The 17827-nt window shown below is 45.0% G+C and carries 13 protein-coding genes; 6 read left to right on the top strand and 7 right to left on the bottom strand.

Annotation, left to right across the window (positions count from 1 at the left end; genetic code table 11):
• Positions 1 to 4 precede the first annotated feature (4 nt).
• Entirely contained in the window at positions 5 to 2119 is a 2115-nt protein-coding gene (locus PMG71_RS19395) for a pentapeptide repeat-containing protein (protein WP_283755374.1), read from the top strand.
• A gap of 196 nt (positions 2120 to 2315) precedes the next feature.
• Here the strand turns inward: PMG71_RS19395 and PMG71_RS19400 are convergent, their stop codons facing one another.
• The 4 genes from PMG71_RS19400 to PMG71_RS19415 all read right to left on the bottom strand — a co-directional run bounded on the left by PMG71_RS19400 (position 2316) and on the right by PMG71_RS19415 (position 8568).
• Entirely contained in the window at positions 2316 to 3767 is a 1452-nt protein-coding gene (locus PMG71_RS19400) for a phosphoglucomutase/phosphomannomutase family protein (RefSeq protein WP_283755375.1), read from the bottom strand.
• 175 nt (positions 3768 to 3942) lie between these two features.
• Complete coding sequence (locus PMG71_RS19405) at positions 3943 to 6729, bottom strand: CHASE2 domain-containing protein (RefSeq protein ID WP_283755376.1); 2787 nt, start codon at positions 6727 to 6729, stop codon at positions 3943 to 3945.
• A gap of 30 nt (positions 6730 to 6759) precedes the next feature.
• Positions 6760 to 7470 (bottom strand): DUF928 domain-containing protein, encoded by a 711-nt coding sequence (locus PMG71_RS19410; protein WP_283755377.1) that lies wholly within the window; start codon positions 7468 to 7470, stop codon positions 6760 to 6762.
• A 168-nt stretch (positions 7471 to 7638) separates the two neighbouring features.
• Positions 7639 to 8568, bottom strand: coding sequence for a DHH family phosphoesterase (locus tag PMG71_RS19415; RefSeq protein ID WP_283755378.1), 930 nt, complete (start codon positions 8566 to 8568; stop codon positions 7639 to 7641).
• A 105-nt stretch (positions 8569 to 8673) separates the two neighbouring features.
• On the opposite strand from PMG71_RS19415, the gene PMG71_RS19420 reads away from it, so the two are divergent.
• Complete coding sequence (locus PMG71_RS19420) at positions 8674 to 8946, top strand: hypothetical protein (RefSeq protein WP_283755379.1); 273 nt, start codon at positions 8674 to 8676, stop codon at positions 8944 to 8946.
• A gap of 47 nt (positions 8947 to 8993) precedes the next feature.
• On the opposite strand, the gene rnhA is transcribed toward PMG71_RS19420, so the two are convergent.
• Complete coding sequence (gene rnhA / locus PMG71_RS19425) at positions 8994 to 9839, bottom strand: ribonuclease HI (RefSeq protein WP_283755380.1); 846 nt, start codon at positions 9837 to 9839, stop codon at positions 8994 to 8996.
• Between the two features lie 112 nt (positions 9840 to 9951).
• Here rnhA and PMG71_RS19430 point away from each other — a divergent pair, with 112 nt between their 5' ends.
• The 3 genes from PMG71_RS19430 to PMG71_RS19440 all read left to right on the top strand — a co-directional run bounded on the left by PMG71_RS19430 (position 9952) and on the right by PMG71_RS19440 (position 14397).
• A complete protein-coding gene (locus PMG71_RS19430; protein WP_283755381.1) occupies positions 9952 to 10227 on the top strand; it encodes a DUF3493 domain-containing protein in 276 nt (91 codons plus the stop codon).
• 89 nt (positions 10228 to 10316) lie between these two features.
• A complete protein-coding gene (gene hpnH, locus PMG71_RS19435) occupies positions 10317 to 11339 on the top strand; it encodes an adenosyl-hopene transferase HpnH (RefSeq protein WP_283755382.1) in 1023 nt (340 codons plus the stop codon).
• Positions 11340 to 11532: 193 nt separating this feature from the next.
• The gene (locus tag PMG71_RS19440) at positions 11533 to 14397 is read left to right on the top strand and encodes a sensor domain-containing protein (RefSeq protein WP_283755383.1); all 2865 of its coding nucleotides are present in this window, start codon (positions 11533 to 11535) and stop codon (positions 14395 to 14397) included.
• Positions 14398 to 14432: 35 nt separating this feature from the next.
• Here PMG71_RS19440 and PMG71_RS19445 read toward each other — a convergent pair whose 3' ends face one another.
• Together PMG71_RS19445 and mrdA are read right to left on the bottom strand one after the other, a co-directional pair.
• Positions 14433 to 15020 (bottom strand): rhomboid family intramembrane serine protease, encoded by a 588-nt coding sequence (locus PMG71_RS19445; protein WP_283755384.1) that lies wholly within the window; start codon positions 15018 to 15020, stop codon positions 14433 to 14435.
• Positions 15021 to 15069: 49 nt separating this feature from the next.
• Entirely contained in the window at positions 15070 to 16827 is a 1758-nt protein-coding gene (gene mrdA, locus PMG71_RS19450) for a penicillin-binding protein 2 (protein ID WP_283755385.1), read from the bottom strand.
• A 417-nt stretch (positions 16828 to 17244) separates the two neighbouring features.
• Between mrdA and PMG71_RS19455 the strand changes: the two genes are divergently transcribed.
• Positions 17245 to 17661 (top strand): bacteriohemerythrin, encoded by a 417-nt coding sequence (locus PMG71_RS19455; RefSeq protein WP_283755386.1) that lies wholly within the window; start codon positions 17245 to 17247, stop codon positions 17659 to 17661.
• Positions 17662 to 17827: the final 166 nt, after the last annotated feature.

Below are 17827 nucleotides of genomic sequence, written 5' to 3' on the forward strand. Positions count from 1 at the left end.
CCCTATGGCAAGTTCAACCGCCCCGAAAGAGAGTAATTCCCCTTTTTCTGACCCCACCCTGAAACTCCGTCGCCCTCCCTTATCCTTGCGTCGGTTTAGTGCTTGGGTGGTTGAAGTGTCAATGGTGGTGGTGAGTGCTGCGGTTCCCTATAGTGTGGGAAACCAGGTTAAGGATGGGGGAAATCAACCCCTAGTGCCGGTGAATTCTATGGTAGCCACGGGCCAAGAGACGATCGCCAAAACCCTAGCCCTACAAATAAGCGATCGCCAACAACCCGTTTCTCCCCTCACCAACTTACTCTGGTCAGTCGCCTTTATTGCTCCCGTAGCCGTAGGAGGATGGCAACTCTATCTACTAGGAACCACCGGCCAAACTTCCCCCAAACGCTGGTTAGGGGTGCGGGTGATCTCCTTTAATGGCGGCGTTCCCGGTGTCGGACGGGCTTTGGTGCGGGAGGCGATCGGGCGTTGGGGACTTCCCCTGGGCGTGGCCTATGGCATTTGGCGCTATAGTGGAGCCTTTCCTCAACTGGCAATTTTACTGGGACTATCGGGTTTAATGCTTACCGTGGAAGTATTTAGCGGCCTCTTTGACCGCTATTATCGTGCCTTCCATGACCGCATTGCTGGAACCTACCCCATCTCTGAACCTCTGCTCACGAGCTATACCAGCGCGGAAGAAGACCCCCCTGGCGCTTTGGCCCTTACGCCTAAAACGGGGAAAGCTGAACCGAGCTTATGGGTTTGGATGCAAACCCATCCCGGTATTACCCTAGTCAGTGCGATCGCATTAGGCTTGGGTTCTGTACTGATCACATTTGTGGGAACACAAATTTTTATCCAGTCCCAAACCACGGTGCGCGAAGGGGATGCTCAGGATAATCAACTCTTCATCGAACTGGTGCAACAGCTCGATCCTTCCGTAGCCAATTCTGACCAAAAACGCCGCGAAGCTGTTTTAGCCATCGGTACGCTCAATGACCCGAAAGCCTACCAATTTTTAGTCGATTTATTGGTACAAGAAACAAATCCTAGTTTAGTTGATGCCATTCAACAGGCTTTATTTAGCATGGGGCCCGATGCTTTACCCTATTTGCAACGGGCAAATTTAGCTCTGAGAAAGGACATGGAAACCCTGAGTCCAGGGAGTAGCCAAACCCAACAAAATATTATCCGCTTAAGGTTGCGGGCGACCAAACAGGCGATCGTCAAAATCCTCACCATTGACCAAGGAAACCCAAACCGCTTTTCTCTGGCGCAAGTTGATTTAGGCAAAACCTCTGCCCCCGTTGCCTTTGTTGCTGCCATGGAAAAAACCGATCTTTCTGGGATTAATTTTCGCGGTGCTATTCTCTCCCAAGCCAGCTTAAAATGGAGCCGATTTTATGGTGCAGGAGAAGATCGGCGCTTAGGTACATTTGATGACCCCATTGCGGATTTAAGTGGTGCAGACTTAAAAGAAGCGGATTTAACGGGGGCCATCTTATCTAATGTTACCCTTCGCCGTACCAATTTAATTCGCGCTATCCTCAATAAAGCGAACTTAAATGAAGCACGACTAACGGGTTCAAATCTCAGTAGCGCCCAGTTAGCTGGTGCTACTCTTCAATCAGCTCTGTTAGAAACCGTTAGTTTAACCGGAGCTGATTTAAATGATGCAAATTTTTCGTTTGCCAATTTACAGGGATCGCGCTTAGGACAAGTGCAGGGGATTTCGAGTCAATTTAAGTTTGCAAATCTCACGGAAACCACTTGGGAAAATGCGAACTTATCCCAAGCAAATTTCAGCAGCGCCCAATTACAATCGGCTGATTTTTCGCAAAGTCAATTAACCGGGGCTAGTTTGAATAATGCCCAACTGCAAAATGCCAATTTTACGGGCGCAATCTTAGTAGATGTCGATTTTCAAGGGGCAAAATTAGCGGGTGCTAACTTTGAGGGAGCTGTCTTTGAAGCCGGGGTAAAATCTCCCAATAAGGATGAATTTATTGAAAAACAATCTCCGGCAACGGCATCTAAAGGGTTTACAGGGGTGGATTTTAGTGAAGTGCAAAATTTGGATGAGAAGCAATTGAGTTACCTTTGCTCTCAAGGAGCGATTCACCCAAATTGTCAATAGCTCGGAGTTGGTTTACGGTGTGTTACGCTGTCGCTAACACACCCTACCATTTGTTTGGTAGTTTAAGTAGGGTGGGTTAGGCGGCTAAAACCTAGACTGTGACAGCAATCTCTCAATCCGCCGTAACCCACCATTTTAGTAGGGCTTTAGGGTGCGTTACGCTGTCGCTAACACACCCTACTGTTTGTGCGGTAGTTTAAGTAAATTGATTCGCCCAACCTTTAATCCAATTGAGGGTTTGATGAACGTTTTCTAGGGTAGATGCTTCACAATAAAGACGTAAAACGGGTTCGGTTCCGCTAAAGCGAACGAGGAGCCAACTTCCATCGGATAATCGGAATTTGTAACCGTCAATGGTATTGCAGTCGGTGACGGTTTTGCCTGCTATTTCGGTTAGGGGATGGGTGTCTAATTCTTGTAAAAGACGCGATCGCACTTCCATGCTGGCTAAGGGGAGATCGATGCGATCGTACATGGAGGAAAATCCAGTTTTTTCTTGTAATTGATGATACAAATAACCGAGGTTTTGCCCGGCTTGCACGACGGATTCGAGGACATAGAGGGCGGAAAGTAGGGCATCTCGTTCGGGGATATGGGTGTTGTAACCGACACCACCAGATTCTTCACCGCCGATGAGAACGGACTGTTCTAACATGCGATCGGCAATATATTTATACCCGATCGCCGTTTCATAGACAGATAGGTTATAGAGTTGGGCAACTTTAGGCATCAAATCGGAGCCACTAATGGTTTTAACCACTTCCCCAGTTAACCCCCGTCGGGTGGCTAAATGCTCGATCAGGACAGGGATGAGAACTTGGGTACTCATATATGTCCCATCTTTGTCGATGGCTGCGATGCGATCGCTATCACCATCAAACACTAAACCGGTGACTAAATCTGAACTTTCCCCAGAACTAGAAAAGGCTTTGATATCGGTCAATAATTGGGGTAAATATTTAGGCAGAGGTTCGGGAGCGCCGCCATCAAATAGGGGGTCGCGATCGCTATTTAATTCTCGAATATCCACCCCTAAAATTTGGGCTAGTCCTCCGGCTGCTGCTCCATGCATGACATCAGCAAACACGGTTAATTTACCTTGGATAATGGCTGATTGAATGGCTCCAATATCCACTTTAGAGCGCAGAATTTCACAATAGGAGGGCCAAGGATCGAACCGCTCTAGGGTTCCCGGTGCTGCTGCTGGGGGTGGGTTTTGGTCGAGTCGAGCTTCTATTTTTTGGGTGACTTCTGGGGAGACGGAACCCCCAAAGGCTCCTTTGACTTTTAATCCCAAATATTGACCGGGGTTATGGGAGGCAGTCATTACAATTGCACCGAGGGCCCCTTTTTCTTTGGCAGCCCAACTAAAGGCAGGAGTGGGGGCATAGGTATTGGTGAGCAGGACATTAAAACCGGCATTTTGAATGGCTTCAGCAGCAACTTGGGCAAATTCTTCAGCTAAAAACCGGCGATCGTGGCCGACAATGATGGTATGGTTGCTTTGATGACCATAAACTTCTGCTAAAATTTGAGCGGCGATCGGGGCGACTTGAGCCACCCGTTCCATGGTAAAGTCTGCCGCAATCACCCCTCGCCAGCCATCTGTACCAAATTTAATCGGGTTTTTAAAAGACATTCTTGCCATAAACGTTGCCTCTTGCCATAAATGTTTACTTCTTGAGTTTACCGCCAATTTTCGGCCCATCTGCTATCTAGAAAAATATCAATATTTGTTACAATTTCTTTCAAGATCAGAATACAGCGTTCTGTGCTAGAGAACACCCTGTAGGAGCATAAAATTTTTCACCTCTCCTCTAAGATTAACGTTTAATTTCTGTATTTAAGCCAGATTCGATCAAAGAGCGAATTTCTTTCACTTGAAAGTTATCCACTAACTGTTGTAACTTAAGTGCAAACCCAACATAGGTGGGATGATGTTTTTTGAGGGCGATCGCCTCTTTACCTAAGCTATGAATGTTACCTCTGAGAGCTAAATCCAGTAATTTCTCTAAAATCTTCTGTTCTGGAAAAATCACCTGCTGTTCAGCTCTATTATTCTCTGATGAAGATGAATGAGCTATTCCCTTTTCTACTTCCACCTCAGAATTCACCGAGCCTTGATTGGCATAAATCCATTCTAAATTCAAATACTTTTGTAAGTATGCAAACAAGAGATCCACTTGTACGGGTTTGGGCAAAAAGGCATCGCCGCCTACTTCTAAGCTTTCTTGTTGATCGGAGGCAAAAGCCTTAGCAGAAGAGACAATAATAGGGATGTTTTTCCAACAATCCGATTGGCGAATATGTTCGATTAAATCAAACCCATCCATCACCGGCATCATAATATTAGTAATTAGCAAATCGGGTTTATCTTTCTCCATTTTCTCTAAGGCTTCCTCACCATGGTTAGCTTGAAGACATCTAAACCCTACTGATTCTAATAAACCGACGATGATTGACCGATTTTCCCACTTATCATCGACCATGAGAATCGTTTTAACACCTCCTTGAAAACCAACTATTTTTCGAGTTTTATGAGCATAAAAATTATCCGTTGCTTGAGCCGCGACAGTTAGGGGTAAATCAACCCAAAAGCGACTTCCTTCTCCTAAGCTACTCTCTACCTGAATTTGACTGCCCATCAATTCTGCAATTCTTTGACTAATGGTTAAACCTAAGCCAGTTCCTTCTAATCTTTTTTTGGCTTCTCCCACTTGCTCAAAGGGTTCAAAAATCTGTTTAATTTGGTCATCAGTCATGCCAAAACCGGTATCTTCTATTTCAAAATGAATACAGATTTTTTGATCCGGAGTTAAGGTTTCTAGTCTAGAAGATTGATTGATGACCTTAAAAATGACTTGTCCTCGATCGGTGAATTTAATCGCGTTTCCCAGTAAATTAATCAAGACTTGCCGCAAACGCTTTTCATCGGCATAAATCCCCAAGGGTAGCCAGGGATCGGGCTGATAGATAAAATCCAGATTTTTTTGTTGCGCTCGTAGGCGGAATATTTCTACAATTCCCATCAAAAATGAAGGAAAATGGAAATAGGTGTTTTGTAGTTCGAGTTTTCTAGCTTCAATTTTTGATAAATCTAAAATATCATTAATTAAGGTCAGTAAATGAGAGCCACATTGATGAATAATATGAATCCCATCAACTTGAGATTTGAGGAGATTATCCGATCGCTGGAGAATCTGCGTATACCCCAAAATTCCATTGAGGGGAGTCCGTAATTCATGGCTCATGTTGGCTAAAAATTCGCTTTTGGCTTGATTGGCACGATCGGCAGCCATTTTAGCCTGTTCCAGTTCTTGGGTGCGATCGCGCACTTTTTGCTCTAAGGTGTGGGAATACTCCTGTAATTGGGCATTCGCCTGCTGTAATTGCCGTTGATAGCGGCTATTCATAGCGAAAATGGCAGCAACCGTTAACGCACAGAGGGGGGCAATCACCGGAATCCACCATCCGACTAAAAACGCACCATAGCCCACGCCCAAGATCGTCAAACCACTGATACTGACCGCTACAATAGTCAGACCCGGAAAGCTACGGGTTGCTGAGAATTTAATCGTAGGCAGTATCCAACTTAACAGCACTCCCACCTCAGACCAAAAGAATACCCAGAGACCTTTTAAGGGTAAAGATAATACCGATAATAAGGGACGATCATCTAGGGCAGCACTTAACATCAGGCTGGCAATGTTGGCATGAATAAAAACCCCAGGCATTGGCTCGGAGGTGGCTTGATTGCGATTACTGTAGGGGGTATGAAAAAAATCATTGGTACTTTGGGCAACGGAACCCATCAGAATGAGGCGATCGCGAATTAATTGCGGCTCAAAGTCTCCTTTGAGCAATTCCGTAATGGTAATAGAGTCAAACCGATCTTCAGTTCCCCGATAATTGAGCATAATTTGATAGCCCCCCAAATCCGCTTGGCGATAATTGCCATTTTCAGACGTTAAAGGGCGAAATATGGCTTTTCCTAACCCATAAAACTTACGCTCTGAATCAACCGTTTCTAATTCCACTCCTTCCGCACCCAAATAATCTAAAGCCGTGCGGACACCCAAAGTCGGTAATAATTGTCCATCTTCATCCACAGACACAATCAGCGCCCGTCTGATTTTAGAATCTGCATCTACCACCAAATCAGCGAGAGCAACTTGCTGGTTTTCCTCTAGAGCAGAAGGGGAAGCAACCCGTTGTCCTACTGCCTTTTTAATGCCAATTAAATGGGGAGTTTGAGCCATCACCTGCATCCATTCTTGAGTCCCTGGAGCTACAGGTAGATCCCGATATAAATCTAAACCAATCACCCTCGGATGATGTTGATTCAGAATAGAAATGATTTGGGCCAATGTACCATCAGTCAGGGGCCAAGTGCCCATTTCATGGATATCGCGATCGTCAATGGTAATTACAGTAATGCGTTGTTCTCGATCTTCCAGGAGACGATAGCGAAAAAACTGGTCTAGAGTTGCCCATTCGAGCAGTTGAAATCCTCCAGCCATTCCCGCCACCATCACCGTAGCGGTGACAGTCGGTGCAATGGTGAGCAAGGGTTGCCATTGCTGAAAATATTGCTTGAGACGATGCCACATAGGGAGTTGCCAGATCGGAGTATGCAGAGTTTAAGGTTGGAATTTGAGGATGGGTTGATCGGCGATCGCCTCTAATCCAACAGATGAGAGTAGCTCTGCCCAATTTTCAGTTAACACTGAATTATCCGGTTCTTGTAATTTTAATTGCACTAAAGAAAAAACGGTATCATACCAAAGTTGGGCTTGAGCCAAATCTTCCACTTGCTTTAAAGACAAATCAGAGGAAATAGAATACTCTTGTTGCGGTAGGCGACGAATCCACCCGGTATATTCTGGACTATCGGGTTGCAGCATTTCTCCGCAAATGAAGGCGATCGCCCATTTATAATTGACATTTTCTTTCAAAGGAGGTGCATCTTCTGGCAGTTGAAACCCCATAATTCCAGGGGTTTTTGGCAGCTCCATCTCCTGTTGATAATGGCTCTCTCCCGTTTCCGTTTGCAGACTAAAAAACACCTTTTGAGCTACAGTTTGGGGAACATAGAGATAAATCGTAGGCTTTTGAGCCACCGTAAACCCCATTTGGCTCTCTGGAAGTAGGGGAGTCACCGGGAGCAAACCCTCTTGAACAGCAACACACTGCTGTGGATCGCGAGATCCTCCCCCCAATGTAGAATCGGGTGCGGGATCTTCTGGAGGTTCAAAGATGACCGCTTGTGTTGAAGGGGCGATTAAACTCAGGGTAACTGCTGCAATTAAACCCAGCAGTGGGGATCGCGAAACGGGATAGGGAGGTCTCATGATCAATCCTTAGATGAGGGTTTATAGGGGTATTAGTTCTATTGTGCTGGCTTTTCCGATAAAAATCCAACAAATTTTGGTAAAGAATGACAACCATTACTTGAAGAGTTCATGAAGCGATCTCTCCCCTTCTCCTGCGCGAGAAGGGGTTAAAATACCCTAGAATCCTTAAGTATTCTGAAGTTTATCAATTAATTCCGACTTAATGGACTCCGCCTTATCATTATCAATTTGACAAGTCCCCGCATTGGCATGGCCGCCCCCTCCATAGGCCAACATCAGCTCCCCAATATTGAACGTCGAAGTCTTATTTAAAATCGATTTCCCCACAGCAAAAACCGTATTTTGCTGTTTTAATCCCCACATAATATGCATGGAAATATTGCAGTCAGGATTCTGGGCATAAATCATAAACCGATTTCCGGCATAAATTGTTTCTTCTTTCCGCAGATCGATGACCACTAAACGATTATAGGTTTGGGAACAGCGCTGTAATTGCTGCTTAAACTGTTCTTGTTGCTCTTGATAGAGCCTCACCCGCTCTTCCACATCCGGAAGAGCTAAAATTTCCTTAATAGTATGGGCTTTACAATAATCAATCAATTCCATCATCAATTGATAATTCGAGATTCTAAACTCTCTAAAGCGACCCAAGCCAGTGCGGGCATCCATGATAAAATTGAGCAGCACCCAATCGGTCGGATCAAGAATTTCTTCGGCTGAAAACTGGGCAGAGTCCGCTTTATCCACTGCCCTCATCATCTCTTCAGAAATCTGGGGAAATTTCTCTTTTCCCCCATAATAGTTATAGACAACTCTGGCAGCAGAAGGGGCATCAGGATCGATAATATAGTTGTCCGGTTTAGAGTCGATGCGTAGGGTTTCGCTCAAGTGGTGATCGAACACGAGGTGGGCCCCTGGAACATAGGGTAAATTAGTGGTAATGTCGCGATCGCTAATTTCGACTTTCCCATCCTGCATATCTTTCGGATGGACAAACTTAATCTCATCAATCAAATTTAGCTCTTTGAGGAGAACCCCACAAACCAACCCATCAAAATCACTCCGAGTAACTAACCGGTATTGTGAATCAACCATTACCAACCTCTTATTAAATAACGAACTGCCATCAACCAGAGACTCTGGGATAATCTTCGAGTATAGTATAGTCAATAGCCGTGCTATCAACCAAATGAGAAACCCATGAAACTCTGGATTAGCTGTTTTGTCCTGTTATTAGTGTTAGCTGAAATTATTCAACAGCTCAAAGCGCTATCGGTTCCCCTTCCTGTATTTATAGTTGCGGGGGGACTCTTAGCTGTTGCCTCCAATTTTGAGCAAGCCAGGCAATGGACTCAAAAAGCGATCCAGAAACCAGAGACAACCCCGGCTGAACCGACAACAGGGATTGACGCGATCGATGTTACCAGCTATGAAGTGATGGATGACCCACTAGATGGGGGGATGGGGGGATAGGGGTCAATTATTAAATGGTTTGTTAATTAAATTGACCCCATCAGAACCTAATCCACTCTCTCAAGTTGCCATAGGATCTGATTTCCCTCACGTCTAACCCTAGAAACCACCCAGTTTCGCCAAACCCAGTGATCGCCGCGACTCGTTACCGCACTGGCATTGACATCCATTAAATCTGCCAACTCTGAGCTAGTAATGAGATAAGCATGACTGGCAATTTCGTCAGCAATGCGTAAGGTTTCGATCAGGTTTCGCAGTTGTCCAACTCGTACATCACGGGGCAAATTATCCGTGCTTTCGGAGGAAAGAGGATTAGAAGAAGCACTTACATCTGTCATGCCACTGTTCAAAGCAACATCCGTGGATTGTAGCGCGTTCTGCCCGTTTAGGGGGGAAAGGATCGATCCCTTGTGGCTATTTAAAGCTTGTTTTAAGTTAGGAGAGCGACCACTGGCAAAGGCTTTGGCAATGGTATCACAGCGTTCATTATCGCGATCGCCCGTATGGGCTGGCACATATTGCCACACCACCATCTTCGAGTTTAACTGGTCTAAACTTTCCCACAAATCCTGATTTTGTACCGGTTTTCCTTGAGAAGTTTTCCAGCCCTTATTTTTCCAGCCCTGAATCCATTGAGTAATCCCCTTACGCACATATTCACTATCCGTGAACACATGCACCGCCTCCGTTTGCCCCAAGGACACCACTAATCTTAACCCGGCGATCGCCCCCTGTAACTCCATGCGGTTATTCGTCGTTTCCGCCTCCGATCCCCCCATTTCATAAACCGAGCCATCCGTAAAATTCACCACCACCGCCCATCCCCCTGGGCCAGGATTTCCTAAACAGGCTCCATCCGTGTAGATACTCTTAACCTTACGTTCAGATTCCATTAATTGCACAAACATCTCAAGTTAAACCTAGACCTTATACTATACTCTGCTTTTCCCGGCCCTAAGCCCTCTCCATGTTAAAATTTTCCCAGACTTTTTACCCTCCCAACCCATGCCTTCCGATCCAGCCCCTTCCCGACCTCGGCGCAAAACCTCCCTCAGTCCAGAAAAATATGCTCGCCTCAAAGCCGAAGCCAAAGCACCCTATCGAGGATTACGGCAATTTATTTACGCCACCTTTGCCACCTCCGGTTTCATCGGAGCCTTCATTTTCCTCGCTAAACTCGCTTCCGGAGAAGATATCACCACCACTTTAGGCAACCTAGCCGTACAAATTGGCGTAATTGCCCTCATGGTATGGCTTTATCGCCTAGAAAATCGCAAATAAATGATTCCCCATCCCTTTAAACTGACGAGTTTATGGGAAATGCTATATACTAAAGCCCCATATCCCCAGTTACCCTAAAAGGAGCGATCATGGCCATTGCCCTGCAACAAGCCATTGAAGTCGGAAAATATTTAGTGACCCAAAGACTATTAGGGCGGAAAAAATTCCCCCTAGTATTAATGCTCGAACCCCTATTTCGGTGTAATTTAGCCTGCACTGGATGTGGAAAAATTCAGCATCCCAAAGAAATTCTCAAACAGCATCTTACCCCAGAACAATGCTTTGCTGCCGTAGAAGAATGTGGTGCGCCCGTCGTTTCCATTCCCGGAGGAGAACCCCTTTTACACCCACAAATCGTAGAAATTGTCAAGGGATTAATCGAGCGCAAAAAATTCATTTATTTATGCACCAATGGGTTACTCCTAGAAAAATATTTAGACCAGTTTCAGCCCTCCCCCTATTTAACCTTTAGCATTCATTTAGATGGCTTACGGGAACAACACGATCGCTGTGTAGACCGCGAAGGCGTATTTGACATCGCCGTACAAGCCATTCGCGCCGCCAAAGCCAAAGGATTCCGCATCACCACCAACACCACCGTATTTGAGGGCACTGACCCCCAAGAGATGCAAAAATTCTTTGACTTTCTCGCCACCTTAAACATTGATGGCATGATGATCTCTCCCGGTTATAGCTATGCCTGGGCCCCCGATCAAGATCATTTCCTCAAACGAGAACAAACCAAAGCTTTATTCCGAGAAATTCTCGCCCCTTTCAAATCCGGTCAAAAAACCTGGAATTTCAACCATAATCCCCTATTTTTAGACTTTCTCCTCGGAGAAAAAGATTATGACTGTACCCCTTGGGGCAGTCCGAGTTATAGCGTTTTAGGTTGGCAAAAACCCTGCTATTTACTTAATGAAGGCTATTATCAAACCTTCCAAGAATTGCTAGATAATACCGAGTGGGATCGATATGGTCACCGCAGTGGCAATCCCAAATGCGCCGATTGCATGGTGCATTGTGGCTATGAACCCACCGCAGCCCTTGATGCTTTAGATCCCAAAAATATGGGACGCTCTTTTGGTTCCCTATTTGGCATAGCCCGTTAAGCACTTTGTGGGTGCAATCAGTTGTGAGGAAGGATAGTTCAGACTGTGTAACAAACTGAAACAAAAGCCGTCCGTTGTCAGGGCGCTAGATTTACAATAGTTAAAGACGTTGTAATTCGGAGATTAAGCACTCCCCATTTCTCCATGAATCGATGGAGTAGATGCGATAGGATTCATCCCTCTACAATCACCTATGAGTAAGTCCAGCCAGTATAATCATTCCCAAAATCCTCTTCAACCCTTATCTGATTTAATTGCTAGTCATGAAGAGTGGTTAATGAATAAAATCTTATACTATGCCAAGCGACAGGGATATGCCGTCTATACCTCAACACTAGCTGAAGCTTGGCGCGTGTCGATTTGTGGGTTATCTGAACCCTTGATGGAGACGATTGCTGAAAATTCTGGCGTTCAAGAATTAACCCCCAATCCTCCGAAAAGACACGATATTGGCACTGAATTTGGTATTTTAGAAGCCCAACGCCATCGCAGTCGGGGCATTACCATAGAATTGTTTTTTGGGTTATTTAAATATTATCGACAATCCTATCTTGATTTGCTCGATATGGGCAATTTTAGCCCCGATCAATGCCAATTATATCGCTTGTTTATCCATCGCTTCTTTGACCGAATTGAGCTGGGATTTTGTGGAGAATGGGTGAGTCAAAATATTAATCAATCTATAGTAGAGCTACAGGAAGAAAATCGTAATCTAGCCAACATTAAGAATAAGTATTTGACCTTATTTGAAAGCCTGGCGGATGCAGTATTTTTATTGAATCAAGACAATAAAATCGTTAACTTAAATGCGTCTGCTGCACGTACCTTTACAGAAATGACGGTTCCCGGTTCTCTCTATTATAGTCCAGAACCGATTGAACTCGAACTGCCTTGGCTCAATCAACAGGTACTCAATTTTATCAACTCCGAGGAATCAGAACAGCGCTATGAAGCTCAACTCTGGACTCAGACCGGTCAACGCTGGTTTGAGGTCAAATTTAAGCGCATGTTAGATGTCAGTGGCAAATTTACCGGCACAATTGCCGTGTATACTGATATTAGCGATCGCTATCAAGCCGATCTAGACCTACGTCAAAGCGAACAGCGACTCAAAAATATTATTTCCACCCATATTCATGGCTTAGTCGTTTTAAATCAAAAAGGGCAAATTGTTTTCGCCAATCCAGTAGCTGAGAACTTATTAAACCAAAAAAAAGAAGATTTAATTAGCACTTATTTTTCTGTCGATACCTCCGGAAAAACCACAGAAATCGTCTTAGAGAAATGGGGACAAGTCCCAGTGATATTACAAGTGAGAGCTGTCGAAATTCCTTGGGAAAAAGAAATGGCTCATTTGGTCTCCCTGATTGATATTACCAGCCTCAAACAAGCCCAAGAAAAATTACAAATTCTCTATCAAGCCTCTGAACAAAGTCCTGCGTCTATTGTCATTACCGATGCTCAGGGAAATATCGAATATGTGAATCCTAAATTTGAAAAAGTGACGGGTTATAGTGCCGAAGAAGTAAAAGGAGAAAATCCCCGAATTTTGAAATCCGGTCATACCGGCGATCGAGAATATAAAACCATGTGGGAGACGATCGCATCCGGGAAAGAATGGTATGGAGAATTTAAAAATAAACGTAAGAATGGTCACCTTTTTTGGGAATATGCTTCGATTTCCCCCATCAGAAATCTAGAAGGAGAAATCACCCATTTTGTCGCCGTCAAAGAAGATATTACCCAACGCAAGCAAAATGAAGCGCTCTTAGAATATCAGGCTAATTATGATATCTTAACAGCCTTACCGAATCGGATCTTAGCACGGGATCGCCTCCAGCAGGCTATTACCCAAGCCGAGCAGAAAAACAATCAGGTTGCCATCCTGCTCTTAGATCTCGATCACTTTAAACAAATCAATGAAAGTTTAGGTCATGAACTTGGGGATGAACTGCTGCAAGAAGTCGCCCAAAGATTACTGCTTTGTATCCAAAAAAGTGATACTCTAGCGCGGTTGGGAGGAGATGAATTCTTAATTCTTCTCCCTAATGTTGAATCTCTTTACGATCCCGAAAAAATTGCCCAAAATATTCTCCAAGTTTTGAAAAATCCTTTTCATATTCAAAACGAAGAAATTTTTATTTCCGTAAGCATTGGCATTACCCTATATCCTGATGATGGACTTGATGCGATCGTGCTGATGAAAAATGCTGATTCTGCCATGTATGAAGCTAAAAATGAGGGACGTAATACCTTTAAGTTTTTCACCCCTCAGATTAATCAGCAAGTCCAAACTCGGAACTTAGTGCAAAAATATCTCCGTCATGCCATTTCCGAAAATGAATTGTATATGGTCTATCAACCCTTTATTGATTTGAAATCGGGATATACTGTAGGTGCAGAAGCCTTAATGCGATGGTCGAATCCAGAGCTGGGTGCAGTTAGACCCGACCAATTTATTCCCATTGCCGAAGAAACGGGATTAATTGTACAATTGGGAGCCTGGGCCCTAGATCAAGCCTGTGCAGAAGTAGCTCAATGGCAAGAGTTTCATGATGCTCATCTCTGGGTTGCCGTTAATTTGTCTCCCCGTGAATTTCGGGAATCCAATTTTGTTAATGAGATTTTAGGGACTATTAAGCGCCATCAGATTAATACGGCTTGTTTAGAACTGGAAATTACAGAACGGCTTTTAATGGAAGATATTCCAGATGCTAAAGCTTTGATTGAACAATTACACGATCGCCAGATTCGGTTAGCGATTGATGATTTTGGTACGGGATACTCTTCTCTCAGCACTCTCAAGCGCTATCCCTTCCAAGTTTTAAAGATTGACCGCTCTTTTATTTCCGAAATTCCTGAAGATCCAGAAGCCGTCTCCCTAGTAAAAACAATTGTGGGAATGGCTCAGTCCCTGGGCTTAAAATCGATCGCTGAAGGCATCGAAACCGCAGAGCAGCAAGCATTTTTGCAAAGCCTAGGCTGTGACTACGGTCAAGGCTATTATTTCAGCAAACCCTTAACCGCGCAAGCCTTTCGAGACTATCTCAGGGGATAATGAACAATGGACAATGAACAATGAACAATGAACGATTACCCCTGTGTCCGTTTCCGGTTGGCTAAAAAGCGAGCAGCGAGAACACCCCCAATGAGTCCAAAGAGGTGACCTTCCCAGGAAATGCCGGGTTGTCCGGGAAGGACACCCCAGATGAGACCGCCATAAATGAAACCGACAACTAGGGAAAGGGCGATCGAGCCTAAATTGCGCTCAAATAAGCCTCGAAAGAGTAAAAACCCTAAATAACCAAAAATTAAGCTACTCGCGCCAATATGAAAAGCTGGGGCCCCAAATAGCCACACCCCACCCCCCGCTACTAACATGGTAATGGCGGTGACCCAAAAGAAATCTGTGGTTTCTTGCACCATCACCAACCATCCCAAAATCAGAAATGGGCCCGTATTAGCGATTAAATGGGCAAGATTACCATGCAAGAACGGAGACCAGAGGATGCCGCGCAAACCGATAATATGGCGGGGAAGAATGCCATATTGATCCAGTTGTCCTTGATAAACGATTAGATCTACAATTTCGACCACCCAGAAGGTGATCACAAACCCAGCCAAGATTAGGATCTGGGTTTTTAGCTCATTAACGATCGCCTTTCCTTCCTGACTACTCATCTTGTGTGACTCAGAGGATATCTTCTCCAGGTTAGCAATTTCTCAGGGTCTACTGGCGGAAATAAGCCTTAAAAATCTCTTGAGCTACCGGTAGAGCAGTCACCCCACCGTAACCGCCATTTTCCACCACAACGGCGATCGCCACTTGGGGGTCACTCACCGGCCCATATCCCACATACACCGCATGGGATTTTTGTCCCAACACCTCCGAAGTTCCCGTTTTACCTGCCGTTAGGGGAATCGTGCCATCATTCATCCCTCGTCCCGTCCCCTTTTGCACCACGGCCACCAAACCCTCGCGAATCGCTGCTACGGTGTCAGGAGATAAGCCTGTGGGTTCCGGTTGCATCTTTTCGGTATCGGTTTGGGACGCTAATAAATGGGGTTTAACCCGCATTCCCCCATTGGCAATACTGCTCACCATCACCGCCAATTCCAAGGGAGAAGCCAAAACCAACCCCTGACCAATGGACATACTCACCGTATCGCCACTATACCAAGGCTCACCATAGAGTTCTTGCTTTTGTTCAGGAGTCGGAACCGAACCATTGCGTCCTCCCTCCAACCCCAGTAAACTTAAATCTGTAGTTGGGCCAATACCCATATTTTGGGCCCATTCGGCGATCGCCTCCACTCCCGCTTCCATCCCCATCTGATAGAAAAACGTATTACTGCTGTAAGCCAGAGCATCCCGAAAACCAATCACCCCATAACCGCCACTATGTTCGTGGAACTGAATGCCCCCCACAGTAATATAGGCCGAAGTCATCAGAGTAGAATTGGGGCTAAATTTCCCCGACTCCATCCCTGCTGCTGCGGTGACAATCTTAAACGTACTCCCTGGGGGATATCCCTGAAGAGCGCGATTCAAAAAGGGTTCATCTTCCCCTTGTAGCTCTTCCCACTCCTGACTGGTGACGCGACGGGTGAAAATTTGTGGGTTAAACGTTGGCCCGCTTGCCATCGCTAGGACTCCCCCCGTTTTCACATCCAGCGCAACCACCCCACCGCGACGATTTCCTAACGCTTGCTCGGCCGCTTTTTGTAACTCTAAATCTAGGGTGAGCTGCACCGAGTCCCCAGAGCGAGGCTCATCTAAGCCTAATTCTTGCAACTCTTCCCCTTTGGCATTCACCTCTACTAACCGGCCTCCCCATTCTCCCTTGAGCTGCTCATTGGCTAACCGTTCTACACCCATTTGTCCCACAATCATGCCCATGGGATAATCGGGATGAGCTTCGAGTTCCTCGCGGGTGGCTTCTCCCACATAGCCGATGACATGGCTGGCTAGGGTTTCATGGGGATAGAGACGATTAGATTCTGAGCGAATTTCTACGCCAACGGGGTCTAATTCAGAAAGAGCTGTAAATTGTTCTAAACTCAAATTGCGGTAAATGCGAATAGGTAAGCGAGCTTGATAATCATCGGCTGCCAGTTTTTCGAGAATTTCCTGTTCGGGAATATCGAGGACAGTGGCCAAGTTTTGCGCTTGAATTTGCCATTGTTGGGGCGATCGCTCCTTGGGCCAAACATAGACCGATCGCGAAAGACGATTAGAGACTAATATTTTTCCGTGGCGATCGAAAATATTGCCCCGGTCTGAGGGAACCGGAACTTGACGAATACGATTACTTTCTGCTCGTTCTCGATTTTCTTCCCCATGAATAATTTGCAGTTGGCTTAATCTCCAAGTATATGCGGCGAAAATACTGGTAAAAATCAAAACAAACGTCAAGGTCTGAGGTAACCGTTTACGGGCAATTTTTGCTGGTGTGCTTTCGGCAAACCAAGAAGAGATGGAAGTCATAGGAATTAGGTGTTGTTGTTTCTTCGGGTTACAGCAGTTGGCTCTGCTATGCGGTACACTTTGATCCCCCTAAATCCCCCTTTTTTAAGGGGGACTTTCTTATTCCCCCCTTATTAAGGGGGACTTTCTTATTCCCCCCTTATTAAGGGGGACTTTCTTATTCCCCCCTTATTAAGGGGGGTTAGGGGGGATCTTTTACTACTGCACCTCATTACCGCGCAAGGTTCTGTATTGATTTTTTCTGCTGCACCCTAGACTAATCCGGAGGAATCACGGAATCAGTCAAAAAAATGTTCTTTTTCGCACTTAATGACAGAACACTAGAAAAATCTTCATGATTCGATCAACTTTCAGTCCTGTGGGCCATGCTAGAATCGCTCTCAATTCTTTTTGTATTTAAACCGAAAGAGGTTGATAATGCCACGAACTTGGACAGATTCGCTGAAAATTGGTATTCCCTTACTCGATCTTCAACATCAACAGTTGCTCGATGAAATGGATCGGTTGCTAGAAGGATTGAAGACGAAAAAATCTGACCGGGAAATCAAAAGTATCTTAAAAATGTTGGATGGTTATGTTGCGGTTCATTTTCGCTATGAAGAAGGCTGCATGAATAATCATCAGTGTCCAGTAGCTTGTGATAATCAAAAGGCTCATCAGAATTTTGTGCAGATGTTGACGCAAATCAAAGGGGAAATTGACACTCATCAGAATTTCGATATAGTTGCCAATAAAGTCCAGAAAAATTTACTCGATTGGTTTGTTAATCATATTCGCGCTCTTGATAAACAATTGGAACCTTTGGTGAAGCAAAATAAGCGCATGGTTAGTTAGTTGGGGAAATAGTGAGGATGGGGAGATGATATCAAGTTCGCTTATTCATGTCCGCGAAGCGGAAATACCCTAATTAAAAATCCAGGGAGCAAGATGCTCCCACTCCAGTCAGATCAAAGAATTCGAGGAGTGCGGGCATCTTGCCCGCTTCTTAACAAATTTTCAT

Origin of the sequence: Roseofilum acuticapitatum BLCC-M154, assembly GCF_030068475.1 — a bacterium.
GTDB classification, from domain to species: domain Bacteria; phylum Cyanobacteriota; class Cyanobacteriia; order Cyanobacteriales; family Desertifilaceae; genus Roseofilum; species Roseofilum acuticapitatum.

Coding starts and splice junctions, on each gene's coding strand:
- mrdA (WP_283755385.1), bottom strand. CDS start 16,827: ATGACTTCCATCTCTTCTTGGTTTGCCGAAAGCACACCAGCAAAAATT.
- PMG71_RS19405 (WP_283755376.1), bottom strand. CDS start 6,729: ATGTGGCATCGTCTCAAGCAATATTTTCAGCAATGGCAACCCTTGCTC.
- PMG71_RS19415 (WP_283755378.1), bottom strand. CDS start 8,568: ATGGTTGATTCACAATACCGGTTAGTTACTCGGAGTGATTTTGATGGG.
- PMG71_RS19395 (WP_283755374.1), top strand. CDS start 5: ATGGCAAGTTCAACCGCCCCGAAAGAGAGTAATTCCCCTTTTTCTGAC.
- PMG71_RS19410 (WP_283755377.1), bottom strand. CDS start 7,470: ATGAGACCTCCCTATCCCGTTTCGCGATCCCCACTGCTGGGTTTAATT.
- PMG71_RS19440 (WP_283755383.1), top strand. CDS start 11,533: ATGAGTAAGTCCAGCCAGTATAATCATTCCCAAAATCCTCTTCAACCC.
- rnhA (WP_283755380.1), bottom strand. CDS start 9,839: ATGGAATCTGAACGTAAGGTTAAGAGTATCTACACGGATGGAGCCTGT.
- PMG71_RS19445 (WP_283755384.1), bottom strand. CDS start 15,020: ATGAGTAGTCAGGAAGGAAAGGCGATCGTTAATGAGCTAAAAACCCAG.
- PMG71_RS19400 (WP_283755375.1), bottom strand. CDS start 3,767: ATGGCAAGAATGTCTTTTAAAAACCCGATTAAATTTGGTACAGATGGC.
- PMG71_RS19455 (WP_283755386.1), top strand. CDS start 17,245: ATGCCACGAACTTGGACAGATTCGCTGAAAATTGGTATTCCCTTACTC.
- hpnH (WP_283755382.1), top strand. CDS start 10,317: ATGGCCATTGCCCTGCAACAAGCCATTGAAGTCGGAAAATATTTAGTG.
- PMG71_RS19430 (WP_283755381.1), top strand. CDS start 9,952: ATGCCTTCCGATCCAGCCCCTTCCCGACCTCGGCGCAAAACCTCCCTC.
- PMG71_RS19420 (WP_283755379.1), top strand. CDS start 8,674: ATGAAACTCTGGATTAGCTGTTTTGTCCTGTTATTAGTGTTAGCTGAA.